We start from the raw sequence: 13,511 nt of genomic DNA, 5'->3' as shown, positions 1-13,511 counted from the left end.
CTCAGACGTTACGATTAAACTTATTTCAATAAATATTTAATCGATTTTTTGAGGAATAAGATCATGCCACTTGCACTCTGGGCGCTGGCGATAGGCGCCTTTGGTATTGGTACCACTGAGTTTGTCATTGCTGGACTGCTACCAGCCATAGCCGCAGAATTTCAAATATCCATCCCCATAGCGGGCTATTTAGCAACCTCGTACGCATTAGGGGTGTTTTTTGGTGCACCAGCCCTAATCATTTTTGGCGCTAAGATCCCGCGTAAAACCATGCTAATGATTGTGATGGTACTTTTTATTATAGGAAATTTAATCACAGCATTTGCTCCTACCTTAGGTGCCGCAATACTGGGGCGTATTATTACCTCACTGGCCCATGGTGTATTTTTTGGTATTGGCTCTATTATTGCTGCGGATATGGTTGTGCCATCAAAGCGTATTCAAGCAATTGCTTTCATGTTCATGGGATTAACGATCGCAAATCTTGTAGGCGTTCCAGTAGGAACTTGGATTGGTGAACACTTAACTTGGCGTCTGACATTTGGTCTTGTTGCTGTAGTTGGCTGTCTTACAGTACTAAGTGTTTGGCGACTAATCCCACATCAAGAGGCCCCAAAGGATCAACGTTTTTCCAAAGAAGTTAAGGCTTTCAGTAACATTAATGTGCTCTTAGCTATGGGAATCACCGTTTTGGGGCCAGGCGCATTTTTTACTTCAATTACTTATATCGCCCCGATGATGACTGACATTGCGGGTTTTAGTAGCTCTAGCATAACTTGGCTGATGCTAGTATTTGGATTGGGTCTGTGTGTTGGCAATCAACTTGGAGGTAAATACGCAGACAAAGCATTAATGCCGATGCTTTATATCACGTTAGGTGCACAAGCGATTGTCCTATTCGTATTTAACTATGCCGTTCACAGTCAAATCATGTCTATCATTTGTATTTTTCTGATGGCTGCATTTGGGTTTGCAACCGTTTCTCCTATTCAAAAGCTTGTACTGGATAAAGCAAAAGCTGCTGGAGCATCCACATTAGCTTCTGCAGTCAATATCGGTGTATTTAACTTAGGAAATGCCGTGGGAGCTTGGTTTGGCGGATATGTCATCACGGCGGGTTTTGGATTGCAATCTCCTAATTGGGCCGGTGGATTACTTTCTGTTGGGGCTCTGATACTTGCCATCATCTCAGGATTAACGGACAAAGCAGTACACGGGCAAGCAATCTCTTCAACAAATTGATTTGATGCAAGGGAGCTTCAGCTCCCTTGTGCTTGACGGGTTCAGCTTATCCAAATTGTCTACCTAGTAATACTCAAAGAAAGCGTATCTTCGCGTTAAACATTTTTATCGGAGGTCTGGTTTGAAATATAAAGGAGTGGTCTACGATGTCGGTTTAAGATTCGTAGAAGGAGGGGAACTCTCCGTAGAGCCCTTCGATTCGAAGCTTGTTCAATACAATATGAATATTATTGCGCATGACTTATCTGCCAATACCGTTCGTATCGAAGGTGAAGACATCGACAGATTGGTTGAAGCAACTCGTTATGCCAATACAGCAGGGTTAACGGTCTATTTTAACCCTTGGAAAATGAATGTGCCTGTTGAAGAACTTCCAGAGTATTTTCACAAGGCCGCGATGCAAGCTGAAACATTACGCAAAGAAGGAGTAGATATCGTCTTCGTTTGTGGTTGTGAAATGACGTTATTCAATAAGGGGATTTTCCCTGGCAATTCGGTCATGGAAAGAGCAATGTGGCTTGGTGGTGTTTACCAATCTCCCGATGGTAAAGAAATTTTTGCCGAAAAATCAAAAGCGCTAAATGAAATATTGCACAAGATAAGTAACGCTGTTCGCTCTGAATTCCTTGGCCCTATCACTTATTCTTCTGGCGCGTGGGAAACAGTTGATTGGACACTATTTGATATTGTCGGCGTAGACTACTATCGCAATGGCGAGACTGTCGAAGAATACACATCGGGGCTAGAGAAGTACAAACTGGACAAACCCTTAATAGTGATGGAAGTGGGTTCGTGCACCTATGAAGGCGCAGCAAAAATGGGCGCTGGAGGATTTATGTTATTAGAAGGCGTAAATTCAGATGGGACTGGTCGCTTTATCGATGGAAAGGTGCCTGTCCGCAGTGAACAAGAACAGGCTAATTATGTCGAAGAACAGCTCGGTCTATTAGAGATCAATGGTGCAGATGGCGTTTTTATCTACGTATTTTCGTTCCCGGTATACCCCTTTGGAGAAGGTGCTCGCGATCTGGATATGATGTCTTTTTCACTGGTTAAGACATACCCAGACTCCGACCCACGCTCAAAACAACTTCCTCCGTGGGAGAAGAAAGAGTCTTTCTATCGAACCAAGACATTTTTTGAAACACACTAGTTCTGAGTATTAAATACAGTAACCAAAAGGCCTCCTCACATGAGAGGAAGCCTTTTATATTTTCAGCCCATTAGCCGCGATACTTTGCTAGCCAGTGCGCATAGGGTGCAGGTAGTGTTTTCCATGACGCATCTTCCACGCCTAACTTCTTTGCCATTTGATAGGTGTAATGTGGATTTGCTAAATGTGCATGCCCCATCAAAACAAGATCCATCTGTCCTGATGAAATCGCATGAACTGCGTCTTCAATATTGTCCATGCCCCATGCTGTTGATACTGGTAATTGTGTTGCTTCACGTATTTTCTGAGCAATAGGTGCCATAAATGCCGGTGCCCATGGAATATTCACATCGGGTGTTGAAAAACCAATACTCACACTTAAAAAATCCAAGCCAAAAACCTTCATACAGTTTATAACTTGAATGGCCTCACTTAACGTTTCTTGGTCTCGCCCATCAAATTCAATCACACCCAAGCGAGCGGTGAGAGGCAAATGTTCCGGCCAAACTTTGCGCACTTCACTGACCGTCTCAAGTAAAAACCGACTACGACCTTCTAAATCACCACCATATTCATCGGTTCGTTGATTGGCATGCACAGACAAAAAGCTTTGTGCTAAATAACCATGAGCAAAGTGTAATTCTAACCACTCAAAACCTGCGTCACGGGCACGAATAGCCGCATTCACGAAATCTTGTTTAATTGATTGGATTTCTTCTAGCGTGAGGGCTTTAGGTTGCTTTGGTAAATTCGCACCAAATGCAATAGCAGAAGGAGAGACAGTTGACCAACCGTTGGGCTCCCCCTCTGAAATATGGTCATCACCTTCCCAAGGGATGTTTGCACTTGCTTTGCGGCCAGCATGACCAATTTGAATACCTGCGACACTACCATTATCTTTAATGCATTTTGCAATGTGAGCTAGGGCTGTTGCTTGCTCATCATTCCAAATGCCAAGACATTTCGGGCTGATTCTCCCTTCAGGTGAGATTGCAGTCGCCTCAACAATCACCAAGCCTGCGCCACCTCGTGCTAACCCTGTGTAGTGAACATCGTGCCAATGATTTGCTAACCCATCTTCAGCTGTATATTGACACATCGGAGGTATAGCAATGCGATTCTTTAACGTGATTGATTTCAGCTTAAACGGGTCAAATAAAGATGACATAAGCATTTCTTTACTCTAAATATTATAAGATAAGTATCATTCTATCGTTGAAATTATGAGTGATAAATAGACAGCAAGATGACAATCTGTAGAGTTCAGGGAAACAATAATGCCTTGCTTCATATAAAGCAGAATAAAAATAGCAAGGCTCAAAAGGATACTAAAATGAAGGCGTGTTACTCAGAATAAAGATGAGTATTAGTGAAAGTTGTATCGACTAAAAATTCATAATTAACCAGCAAAAGTAAGAACGAAGCACATCAAATCCTCATCGTGTAGTTAATATTAATGAGTTCCCCAGCATTATAACCAGATCTTGACCAACCTCGCTGTACATCGCAATGCCATGGAAATATGTAGAGTAAAACGAGTTAGATTTACTGTGGCTATACTACTTTGATGAGCAGTTTTACGATGGCAAGTTTGGCTATATTGCTCTTGCTTAATTACCTATCGAGTCATAACGACGTTAGCTGTATGCATACAGCTAACGCCATTAAAGCTCTTACTATATTGCTATAAAATACAATAGCTTAACAAATATTCAAATTGCTATTTAATTTAATTTTGATATATTTCAATTAGATATGGGGGTTGTAGCTAGAAACACAGCGAAGGGTACTCTGTAATTGATAGGGATTTGGCAAGTAAACTAATCACTTTGAGGAGAGCTTGGAATGCTACGGCATACATTGTTCGGATTGGCTATCATGTTGGCCAGTTCAGCCAATCATGCTCAAACTTCTGATGAAGTATTGCTTTATTTCACAGGCCGTCCCCCATTTATCTGGCAAGATGAACAAGGTGTTATACACGGCATTAGCTACGAAATCGGCAACCAAGTCTTTACTTTAGCAAATATTCCTTTTCGCTGGATTCGTGCTCCATCATTAAGAGTTCAGAAATATTTTGAGGAAGATCAAGAGCCGTTGTGCCTAGTCAATTGGATTAACACAAAAGAACGGTCTGAGCTTGGCCGAGTATCATTGCCCACTTACCTTGAAGGAGACTATGTTGCTGTCATGCCAAAAGAAAATACAGAGCGATTCAAGCATCACGCTCTCTCTCAAATCTTACAAGATAAGACAGTGACAGTGTTGATAAAAGGTGGATATGCCTACAGTACAGTATTAATGGATTTATTTATCAATATGCAAGCTAAGGCTATCGACCTGCGAGGCGATCAACAGCATAACCTAATGCTATTAGCTGAAAAACGTGCCGATATTGGTTTTTTCGAGCAACAGGAGTTAGAACTGTTTATCAAAACCAATCCACTCTTAACTGAAAAAGTAGCCATAATCCGATATGATGAAATAAATGCTTCCCCAACGATGCGACATATAATCTGCTCAAAATCGGTAACAGAGGAACAAATGCTGCGAATAAATGCGGCTATTAAAGAACTAAAGTTACCTCACTAATCCTTAATAATGGGACATTTCTGAGTTAAAGCCTTAACTCTAACTCGTCAGTTTCGGATAAGAATTTCTATGGATTAACGCCAAGTACTATGGCAGTTTGTAAGTTGCGTGTTGCTGAGCCTTGTTTGCCTTTAGTCGTGATAGAAAGCCTCAGACACATAGAAATCGCAGAAAGATTTGATATCTTCCTCATTGTCGGACTCGATAGCTCTGGCTCGCAGTTTATAGCCACGCACAATTCGGCTGTTGTTTTCAATGGCGAACTGAATCATCAAATCATTGCTGCTTAAATCAAGCTTCTCTAATTCAGATTTAGCTGACTCCGCATTACTTTCAGTGAAAAAACTTTCCTTCATTTGCATATCTGGCTCAATACGCAATTCTCTATGTTCGCACAGCAATTTCTCTTCAGTAGCTTCCGCATGAAGAGAGAACAAAATGGCTATGACAGCTAAAAACTTCATCACAGCTCCTTAGGCATAACGCCCGCATTTGCGGCTGGTTTGGAGCGCAGCGGAAAACCAGTCCGACAACATGCGCTTGTTAGGGCTAAAATACAGACTTATTGAGGATGACATTTGCATCATAGCTCTGGCTAAAAGGCCTGAGCTCCTCATAAATTGCTTTAGCTAAGTCTGAAATTTCATTTGTAAGAATTTCTAAAGCTTCAGTCTTACTTTCTTCATTAAAGATCTTTCGGCTACCATCAGGAACATCGAGAGTATCACGATAAGATTTTACAGAATTAAGAAAGGCTAAATGTGCTCGAGCTTTCTCCACCAGTGCCAACTTCATGTAGCTAGGTACATTTAAATCTGCATTCATATGAAATGCTATTGCAGCCAAATCATAGCTACTCAAATTCTTTACAGTTCTCTTCTTGTAGTCAGGCATATCAGCAATCATGTTCTTCAATAGTCGGATTACAGATTTCAAATTTCCTGAGTACAATGAATCTCTATCATTTATCATTTTGATGTGGGTAAATGGATAATTAAGATGAAATTCATGATCTGCTTTATGATATATTTTAATACCTCGGTCGCTTTCTAGACCTGAACGCTGATATTTTATTGTGTCAAACCAAATGGCTGGAACAATATCAACCTTTCGTCTTAAGCTTCCACCTTCCAAAGCAATTGACTTGTTTCCCGAACTATCCACTTCTGCCTTAGGGAAATTAACGGGCAGAATACGTTCTGATTTTGCCCTAACATCTTTAGCAATATTAATCAGACTTCTTGGATCTGTTGCGGGAGAGTATCCATTTGGATTTACTTTAGGAAGTTCAATATTTACAGGGTTAGTAACAATGATCAGCATATCAACATCAGAATGCCCTTTGATATGAATATCTAAAGCCACTGAGCCTTGAAGCCGTTTGGTGACAGATTCACCGTTATTTAGCAAACTATTAATAAGACTATCAGCTACTCGATTACCCTCATCAATAGATACCTTTGTAGATGCTGGTTCTACAGCGGACATTGCGCCTATCGCGTATTTGACACCAGCGACTTCATTCAGACTTTCAAATGATTCTGATTTCCTGACATCAACTCCTCGCTGTATTGCGTTATTGGCAGAAAAAGACTCCATAGACTCATAAATAGCTCGTTCACGAGTTCCTTGTCTGCGCTCTTTAAGCGATTTCAACCGTTTTTCAAAGTCAATCATTATTGAACCCTTTTCAAATTCATAACACCAAATGTCTTTCTTCCTGCACTATTGAAATAGGAGGCTTTGCCAACCGTAAGTTCTTTATTAAATTCAACTTCGCAGTAACCTTTATGAGAATTCAACTCATGGCTCTGCTCTATTTCTGGCTCATTTTTGTAACTATATGAAAGAAGCCAGCCACCTGTTGGACCGAATCGCTTAGAAAAGGTCGCCGTATAACTTTCGCTTTGACTGTTTTTTGTTTTTAGATGTACTTGGATATTTTTCCAAGTTTGCTCAATTCCAATAGAACCTTCCCAATCGAATTTAGTAGTCCCATCATCATTAAGCGTTTGCCCCTTAAGCTCCCATTCCCCATTTAAGTTTGGAACTTCAAACAATGGAATTTTCCATACCCATTTATTGAATATCCAATGAAGCAAAAAATATACTACGCCAGTGGTAATTGTTGCTTTTGTAAATGCATCAATGCCACTTAGATTACTAGCAATAGCCAATAGCTGAGCAATTCCACCTGAGAGGGCAATAGATATAAACCCCAACCACCTTCCAATAGCAGATCTATCATGTCCAAATACAGCATAATCGTGCATAGCTTTCTCCGTGATTTAATCGGGGCCCTAACGCCCCAATAAGGGGCTGATAATAGCTTGCTAAAATGTGTAGCGAAGCGGAACTGAGCAAGCTGTTAGCAGTCCCGCCTTAATTGGCTTGTTATATTTTATTTCTTATATGTTCAAAGCATCTTTTAATTGAGCTGGTATTATCAACTTGCCCCTCTAGCATTGAAATACTTGGTTCTGAATTTTCTTGTATTTCATTACCATCATCATCCAAAAGTATAATATTTGGGCCTCCCCACCACTCTGCTTGACCCTTTACGTAGTTTTCAGATGAAAGGTCTAAGTCTATTTTTAAACCTGCATCAGGCCAAAGCAACAGATTCCCAATTACAGAATTCTCAGTTATGTCGAGCATTGCAAACCCATAATCAAAATCTTCTGGTTCGGTTTCGGTTGCTGCGTACTTAATGAAATAACATGCGTTAGGCAGTTTTTTAGTTCTGTACCACTTCCATCTAAGAGAATCATTTATAGCTTCACTCAGGTCACTTGGTATGACATCACCAGGTATTTCCTCATAAGAAAGAAACAAATCAATTTCGAGCACTAACGTCGAATTTGCTTGTGGCTTCAAATTAAGAAACTGTACTTTTGCAGTTCTATCATCTGTTGTTGCACATGAACTCAGAAGGCAAATTAAAAGTATTGGAAGGTATCTCATTTGTTCTCGATTGCGACTGAAAATATAACATTTTGTTCGTGCGCATGCGCGTTTACCTCGTTGGACCAGTGAACACGCGCACGGTTAACTACCTGTATGCAAAGAACTTATCAGCTTTCAGCCGAATACACCATCTGGAAAAACGCGCATGCGCGTTTTCCAAACCTATTAACTAAAACTCATCCACTATAGTTAATTGATTTTATAGAATTTTATTTTTTGTAAATGGAATTAATGCGCACTGATTTTGTCTGAAAACCATACCCAAACACCTAAATTTAAATACGACTATATACCCATACATTGTTAGCTTACTTCTGGTAAGGCCAAACATAGGCAAATAGATAAAAATTTGTAAGCCAGCAGGTGTGGGAATTTTCGATTGAGCTAACGAGCCGAAACACGGAATGGGGCATTAGCTAGTCAATTAATAACAATGCTAGCGTATACGGAAACGCCCAAAGTTATTAGCTTTGGGCGTTTCTTCTAACAAACTTGGTTACGACAAACCGAGCTTTAAAGTGTCATATGCAGAATTGGAAAAGGTTTTCCCATATCATCAAGTGGCGAGCGCGAAACGACTTTGAATCCCATATGCTCGTAGAAGTCCACCGCTTGTGGATTTTGTTCGTTCACATCGACTTTGGTTGCACCTAACTGCTCTATTGCGTATTGCAGTAGCACTTTACCAACTCCTTGCCCTCTTGCCTCGCTTAAGATGAAAAGCATTTCAATCTTTGAGTCGTGGACACCCACAAAACCTTGAATTGAACCACTTTCATTTTTCACACACCTTAACGTGACAGCTGGAAAAGCCTGCTCAATGATAATTGGTTTAAAAAACTCAATATCTTCTTCTGTTATGAAGTCATGAGTTGCTCGGACTGAGTTTTCCCAAACATCAAGCATTTCTGCATAATTTTCAGGAAGCACATTTTCTACAATCATAGGATTTACTCTAAAGTTGACTGAAATTCATGTGCAGCCGCGAGTGGGTATTTTACCGACAAAGGATATGTCCGTCCATTTAGCATCAACATTACTTTTATTTGGGAAAAGATAAACCATCAGCACAGAAGTAAATAGCAAATCTAACACCGAACGGGGCAAAATTGAGCTAGCCAGGCTAGCTATAATACACAAGTTCATAGAGTGTTCTGTGAATACATGCCAACTATCATTAGAAATTCCCAACTCTAAAATAGTAAAAAGCGAAATAGACTGATACTACAGATGACCAACAATATTTTAAAAATGACCCTCGGTCAAAAGTGGGTTATGGTCACAAAATGGTCACATTTTGGTCACGGTCACGAAGAAAGAAATGAGATAGGAACTAATGAAAATCAAAAAGCCCATGCTAATTAATAGCATGGGCTTCATGAATGTTGGCGGAGCGGACGGGACTCGAACCCGCGACCCCCGGCGTGACAGGCCGGTATTCTAACCAACTGAACTACCGCTCCAAATTTTTATTATACCGCTACTAGAGCACTATAATTTTAACTTTCAACAACTTGACTGGCGGAGCGGACGGGACTCGAACCCGCGACCCCCGGCGTGACAGGCCGGTATTCTAACCAACTGAACTACCGCTCCACTCAAGTTGCGGTGAATAATACGGTTGAGCGTTCGAAGCGTCAACCGTTTTTTTCACTCAATTGCATCGTTTAGTTAAAATTTCGCCAAACTTAACAAAACCCCATGATAAATGGACAAAATATCTGCAAGCTGACGTCGAAATAGCCAAACAGTTCTGTGCTTTTATCGGCGATTATCCGGCTCATCCGGCATGGTCAAATCAATCTCATCGAGGGATGGCGCCTCTGGCTTATTTTGCCCAGCCTCATCTAACATCCGTTGCTCTGCGGCGGCCAGTGCCTGTGCGAGACTTTGACGCTTACGCCAGAAAATCAGCCCCGCGACCCCAAGCAGTACTAGCACGGCATTGATGGTAATGATCCAAAACAGCGCATCCTGTTTTGCTACGGCCTCTTCTTCGGCGGCCTTTTGCGCAGCAACGGCGGCTAGCTCCTCTTCACTCGGTGGCGGTTCAGGAGGCTGCACTAAGTTAAAGAAGAGTTCTGGCAAATCGAGCAGGATTTCACGGCCTGTGACCGTGGTTGTCGCCACAGTACCTTTAATACGGTAACTGCCAAACTCGGTCACTGGTGGTATAGGCAGTTCAGTATCGCTCTCCTTAAGCCCATGAACGACAAGGGGAAGCTGTAAACCTGCTGGCCCAACAAGCTCGAATGAAAAATGGGTTTCAGCCAATTGCAGCACACTGCTATCGGCGTGCAACATGATTTTCCATCGCCCCGTTAACGGATCATCAGGGGTGATCACCTCGGCATTCACGGGGCGTGGCGATAAGGTAAAGGGAAAAGAAACCTGTCGTTCAAACACGTTATTACGGGCTTGGACCACAAAGTCGTACTCGCCCCAGGGCTGTTTTAGATTGATATCACTGGTAAACATGCCATCGTCGGGTCTTTCATCGAACTTTTCGCCATTATCTTTGTAAGAGCCGACGATAATGTCACCGGCGGCAAAGTTTTCATCCCCTGCACGATGCTTACTGACAAAATGCGCGGTCCATTCGACAAGATAATCGAGCCCCGGCATGCGCACCCGCTCCGCATCCCCCATCAATTGAGCAACCACTTTGGTTTCTTCACCTTGGAATAGCGGCTGTGGCAGTTGCTGCACTTCAATTTCAAGTTTAGAGACTCGCTTAAGTTGCGATCCCGGCACCACCTTACCCACCAGCTGCCAAGGGCCAGGCTGAGGCGATTCGATATAAATAATGTCGCCAGTAATACCATCGACCCATTTCACCGTTTCAGGGTGACGGTTGGCGTACCACTTGCTGCCGTCGGGCAATACGATCACCACAGGCGCCGAACCGTACTCCCGCTGGATCAACAGCGTCATGCTGCTGACCATATGATCCACCCGAAAGCGATTTTTAAGCTCAGAGGCAGTATCGATGGGCACCACTTTTCGAGTCGCTGGTTTGGGCGGCTTAGCTTGAGTGTCGTCACTCAGCTTGGCATCAACTGGCTTTTCGGCGCTAGCTTGCCCGTCAGCAGCTTTATCTGCACTCGCATTAGCCTCACTGACTGTTGGCTCACTGACTTGAGCACCATTGGGTTTTGCGACGCTTGGCTGCGCTTCTTGGGCCTTTGGCGCCATATTGGCAGGCTGCTCAGTGGTTTTAACAGCAGTAGTCAGAGCATCGGCGGCAAGCAAAGAAGCGCTCAAGCAGAGGCCGCCGAGCACTAATGTGGTATTTCGTAGGGATTCTCGCAGCGACATCGTCATAGGCAATAAATTATCCTCTCCAGAGGCATTTTCCTGATTTTGCGACTAAATCAAGACGCTTTTCATGCATAACGAGTTCATCGGCCGATGCGCTGATCACTTTAAGATTAAGTGATGCCGGATCAAAGCGTTGGATGCCCCCCGCCTCTTGACCGACTTCATCGTTAGAGAGATTGAACTTGGTCTGCCCGCCTGTCATCGCCAAATACACATCGGCTAAGATCTCGGCGTCGAGTAATGCGCCGTGGTACAGGCGGCGAGAGTTATCGATACCGTAGCGCTTACATAGGGCGTCTAAGTTGTTCTTTTGCCCTGGATGCAAAAATTTTGCGATATCGAGGGAGTCTAAGATCTCACAGATTTCACTGGTCTTTGGCCCTAATGGCTGCAGCAGCGAAAATTCATGGTCCATAAAGCTCACGTCGAAGTTTGCGTTATGGGCCACAATTTCGGCGCCACTGATAAAATCGATAAATTCTTGCGCTATCTGATGGAACCTAGGCTCATTGGCGACGCGCTCATCGGTGATGCCGTGAACCGCAATCGCTTCTGGGTCAATCGCTTGGCCGGGATTGATATATTGATGGAAATAACGGCCCGTTAAACGGCGGTTGATCACCTCAACACACCCTATCTCAATAATTCTGTGGCCTAAATACACTGCCCCACTACCTTGGTTCATACCCGTGGTTTCAGTATCCAAAATAACCTGACGGCTTGCGTTTGAGATAATATTCATACTTTTATGCGCTTCTTATGACATTTTTTGGTTATACTCGGCCGGTATTTACGCTGCGGATAACCATTTGATGACTGAACTAAAACTGATCCACATCTTCACCGATGGCTCTTGCTTAGGCAACCCTGGCCCCGGTGGCTATGGCATTGTAATGAATTATAAGGGCCATACAAAGGAGATGTCCGATGGTTTTGCCTTGACGACCAATAATCGCATGGAATTATTAGCCCCCATCGTCGCCCTGGAGGCGTTAAAAGAGCCTTGTAAGGTCATTTTAACCAGCGATAGCCAATATATGCGCCAAGGGATCACCACCTGGATCCATGGCTGGAAGAAAAAAGGCTGGATGACCTCGAATCGTACACCAGTGAAAAATGTTGATCTCTGGAAACGTTTAGACAAAGCAGCCCAACTCCATCAAATTGATTGGCGTTGGGTGAAAGGCCACGCCGGACACGCTGAAAACGAGCGCTGCGATCAACTCGCCCGCGCCGCCGCTGAAGCGAGCCCTACCCAAGTCGATGAAGGCTATCAGCCTGAGTCCTAAAACCGGCCCTCATTTCGGCGCTAAACGTTGTGCCGATCACTCCCGAGATAAATGGAAGAAATTGCCGCAAAACTGCACAAAGGCTAGGCCTAATGACGTGGCTTGGCGGCTCTTGTGGGTAATCCGATAAAACTGTCGCTCTAGCACTAGGCCTTCAATGGTTACCAGTGCCAGCTCTTTTCGGCTGATGTCTTTATCCAGCGCCAACTCCGAGAGCACGCCCAGTCCAGCGCCTTGTTTTACTGCAAGCTTAATGGCATCGGGCGTGGTAAAGCAGAATTTCGCCTCAGGCTGCATGCCTAATTCATTGGCTGCATTGACAAAATATTCACGCGTGCCCGAGCCTTCCTCCCTTAATACCCAGGATTGACCTTTGACTGCCGCGGGTTTAACCGTCTGCCCCGCGAGGGGATGCGCGGGATGGCAAAAGACTAATAGTCTGTCCTTATGCCAAGGCTCAATATTCAAGCGATTATCGGTGCAATGTCCTTCGATAAACCCCATTTCGGCGCGAAATTGCGCGACCGATTGGATCACTTCTTGGGTATTGGTAATGGCCACATCCACATGGGTCTGCGTATGTTGCTGGCAAAAGGCCACCGCCGCTTTTGCTAACAAATAGTTACCAATCGTGGAACTGGCACTCACGCTTAAATGCCCGACTAAATCGCCGTCTTGGCGTGTAAACGCCTGCTCGATTTGCTCGACTCTATGTAACAAGTCCGTCGCCAGTGGCAACAACAAATTTCCTTGGGAGTTGAGCTGTAATCGATTGCCAATCCGCTCAAATAAACGGGCATTGAGCTGTTTTTCTAATTCGGCCAAGGCCATAGAGGTTGCAGGCGGCGACAGATTAACTTGCTCCGCCGCTTTCGCCACTTGTCCACTGCGTGCAACGGCTTCAAATACCGCAAGTTGCCTTAAGGTTATTCGCATAACAGACTCAT

The 13,511-nt window shown here is 43.5% G+C and carries 14 protein-coding genes and 2 tRNA genes; 5 read left to right on the top strand and 11 right to left on the bottom strand.

Annotated elements, in window-relative coordinates; all coding sequences use genetic code 11:
* Positions 1–63: 63 nt before the first annotated feature.
* Together K0H59_RS09550 and K0H59_RS09545 are read left to right on the top strand one after the other, a co-directional pair.
* Positions 64–1,242 carry an MFS transporter gene (locus tag K0H59_RS09550; protein WP_220055358.1) on the top strand — a complete coding sequence of 393 codons (1,179 nt, stop codon included), beginning with the start codon at positions 64–66 and terminating at the stop codon, positions 1,240–1,242.
* A 121-nt stretch (positions 1,243–1,363) separates the two neighbouring features.
* A complete protein-coding gene (locus tag K0H59_RS09545; RefSeq protein WP_220055357.1) occupies positions 1,364–2,395 on the top strand; it encodes a hypothetical protein in 1,032 nt (343 codons plus the stop codon).
* A 70-nt stretch (positions 2,396–2,465) separates the two neighbouring features.
* Here K0H59_RS09545 and K0H59_RS09540 read toward each other — a convergent pair whose 3' ends face one another.
* Positions 2,466–3,563, bottom strand: a complete 1,098-nt coding sequence (locus K0H59_RS09540; protein ID WP_220055356.1) for an NADH:flavin oxidoreductase/NADH oxidase — start codon at positions 3,561–3,563, stop codon at positions 2,466–2,468.
* 677 nt (positions 3,564–4,240) lie between these two features.
* Here K0H59_RS09540 and K0H59_RS09535 point away from each other — a divergent pair.
* On the top strand, positions 4,241–4,987 hold the full coding sequence (locus K0H59_RS09535; protein ID WP_220055355.1) for an ABC transporter substrate-binding protein: 747 nt from the start codon (positions 4,241–4,243) through the stop codon (positions 4,985–4,987).
* Between the two features lie 131 nt (positions 4,988–5,118).
* On the opposite strand, the gene K0H59_RS09530 is transcribed toward K0H59_RS09535, so the two are convergent.
* The 5 genes from K0H59_RS09530 to K0H59_RS09510 all read right to left on the bottom strand — a co-directional run bounded on the left by K0H59_RS09530 (position 5,119) and on the right by K0H59_RS09510 (position 8,899).
* Complete coding sequence (locus tag K0H59_RS09530; protein WP_220055354.1) at positions 5,119–5,451, bottom strand: hypothetical protein; 333 nt, start codon at positions 5,449–5,451, stop codon at positions 5,119–5,121.
* Positions 5,452–5,536: 85 nt separating this feature from the next.
* Positions 5,537–6,664, bottom strand: a complete 1,128-nt coding sequence (locus tag K0H59_RS09525; RefSeq protein WP_220055353.1) for a hypothetical protein — start codon at positions 6,662–6,664, stop codon at positions 5,537–5,539.
* Positions 6,664–7,260 (bottom strand): hypothetical protein, encoded by a 597-nt coding sequence (locus K0H59_RS09520; protein ID WP_220055352.1) that lies wholly within the window; start codon positions 7,258–7,260, stop codon positions 6,664–6,666. The genes K0H59_RS09525 and K0H59_RS09520 overlap by 1 nt, the downstream gene beginning before the upstream one ends.
* Positions 7,261–7,381: 121 nt before the next feature.
* Complete coding sequence (locus K0H59_RS09515; protein ID WP_220055351.1) at positions 7,382–7,951, bottom strand: hypothetical protein; 570 nt, start codon at positions 7,949–7,951, stop codon at positions 7,382–7,384.
* A 516-nt stretch (positions 7,952–8,467) separates the two neighbouring features.
* Positions 8,468–8,899: a GNAT family N-acetyltransferase gene (locus K0H59_RS09510; RefSeq protein ID WP_220055350.1), complete on the bottom strand. Its 432-nt coding sequence runs from the start codon at positions 8,897–8,899 to the stop codon at positions 8,468–8,470.
* A gap of 285 nt (positions 8,900–9,184) precedes the next feature.
* Between K0H59_RS09510 and K0H59_RS21240 the strand changes: the two genes are divergently transcribed.
* Positions 9,185–9,319, top strand: a complete 135-nt coding sequence (locus tag K0H59_RS21240) for a hypothetical protein (RefSeq protein ID WP_258405904.1) — start codon at positions 9,185–9,187, stop codon at positions 9,317–9,319.
* A gap of 21 nt (positions 9,320–9,340) precedes the next feature.
* Here K0H59_RS21240 and K0H59_RS09505 read toward each other — a convergent pair.
* The 4 genes from K0H59_RS09505 to dnaQ form a co-directional block, all read right to left on the bottom strand.
* Positions 9,341–9,417 (bottom strand) — tRNA-Asp (locus K0H59_RS09505).
* 56 nt (positions 9,418–9,473) lie between these two features.
* Positions 9,474–9,550 (bottom strand) — tRNA-Asp (locus K0H59_RS09500).
* Between the two features lie 165 nt (positions 9,551–9,715).
* Complete coding sequence (locus tag K0H59_RS09495) at positions 9,716–11,278, bottom strand: TIGR03503 family protein (RefSeq protein ID WP_220055586.1); 1,563 nt, start codon at positions 11,276–11,278, stop codon at positions 9,716–9,718.
* A gap of 10 nt (positions 11,279–11,288) precedes the next feature.
* Entirely contained in the window at positions 11,289–12,017 is a 729-nt protein-coding gene (gene dnaQ, locus K0H59_RS09490) for a DNA polymerase III subunit epsilon (protein WP_011717296.1), read from the bottom strand.
* A 70-nt stretch (positions 12,018–12,087) separates the two neighbouring features.
* On the opposite strand from dnaQ, the gene rnhA reads away from it, so the two are divergent.
* The gene (rnhA, locus tag K0H59_RS09485; RefSeq protein ID WP_088211289.1) at positions 12,088–12,564 is read left to right on the top strand and encodes a ribonuclease HI; all 477 of its coding nucleotides are present in this window, start codon (positions 12,088–12,090) and stop codon (positions 12,562–12,564) included.
* A 36-nt stretch (positions 12,565–12,600) separates the two neighbouring features.
* On the opposite strand, the gene K0H59_RS09480 is transcribed toward rnhA, so the two are convergent.
* A complete protein-coding gene (locus tag K0H59_RS09480) occupies positions 12,601–13,500 on the bottom strand; it encodes a LysR substrate-binding domain-containing protein (protein WP_011717298.1) in 900 nt (299 codons plus the stop codon).
* Positions 13,501–13,511 lie beyond the last annotated feature (11 nt).

The organism is Shewanella sp. FJAT-51649 (assembly GCF_019457435.1).
Taxonomy (GTDB): Bacteria; Pseudomonadota; Gammaproteobacteria; order Enterobacterales; family Shewanellaceae; genus Shewanella; species Shewanella mangrovisoli.
Note: the sequence above shows the minus strand (reverse complement) of the source record. Positions and strands in the feature narration are given on the sequence as shown.

Excerpts from the sequence above, each read along its gene's own strand:
- K0H59_RS09550 (WP_220055358.1), top strand. The coding sequence starts at position 64 with ATGCCACTTGCACTCTGGGCGCTGGCGATAGGCGCCTTTGGTATTGGT.
- K0H59_RS09540 (WP_220055356.1), bottom strand. The coding sequence starts at position 3,563 with ATGTCATCTTTATTTGACCCGTTTAAGCTGAAATCAATCACGTTAAAG.
- K0H59_RS09535 (WP_220055355.1), top strand. The coding sequence starts at position 4,241 with ATGCTACGGCATACATTGTTCGGATTGGCTATCATGTTGGCCAGTTCA.
- K0H59_RS09530 (WP_220055354.1), bottom strand. The coding sequence starts at position 5,451 with ATGAAGTTTTTAGCTGTCATAGCCATTTTGTTCTCTCTTCATGCGGAA.
- K0H59_RS09525 (WP_220055353.1), bottom strand. The coding sequence starts at position 6,664 with ATGATTGACTTTGAAAAACGGTTGAAATCGCTTAAAGAGCGCAGACAA.
- K0H59_RS09520 (WP_220055352.1), bottom strand. The coding sequence starts at position 7,260 with ATGCACGATTATGCTGTATTTGGACATGATAGATCTGCTATTGGAAGG.
- K0H59_RS09515 (WP_220055351.1), bottom strand. The coding sequence starts at position 7,951 with ATGAGATACCTTCCAATACTTTTAATTTGCCTTCTGAGTTCATGTGCA.
- K0H59_RS09510 (WP_220055350.1), bottom strand. The coding sequence starts at position 8,899 with ATGATTGTAGAAAATGTGCTTCCTGAAAATTATGCAGAAATGCTTGAT.
- K0H59_RS21240 (WP_258405904.1), top strand. The coding sequence starts at position 9,185 with ATGACCAACAATATTTTAAAAATGACCCTCGGTCAAAAGTGGGTTATG.
- K0H59_RS09495 (WP_220055586.1), bottom strand. The coding sequence starts at position 11,278 with ATGACGATGTCGCTGCGAGAATCCCTACGAAATACCACATTAGTGCTC.
- dnaQ (WP_011717296.1), bottom strand. The coding sequence starts at position 12,017 with ATGAATATTATCTCAAACGCAAGCCGTCAGGTTATTTTGGATACTGAA.
- rnhA (WP_088211289.1), top strand. The coding sequence starts at position 12,088 with ATGACTGAACTAAAACTGATCCACATCTTCACCGATGGCTCTTGCTTA.
- K0H59_RS09480 (WP_011717298.1), bottom strand. The coding sequence starts at position 13,500 with ATGCGAATAACCTTAAGGCAACTTGCGGTATTTGAAGCCGTTGCACGC.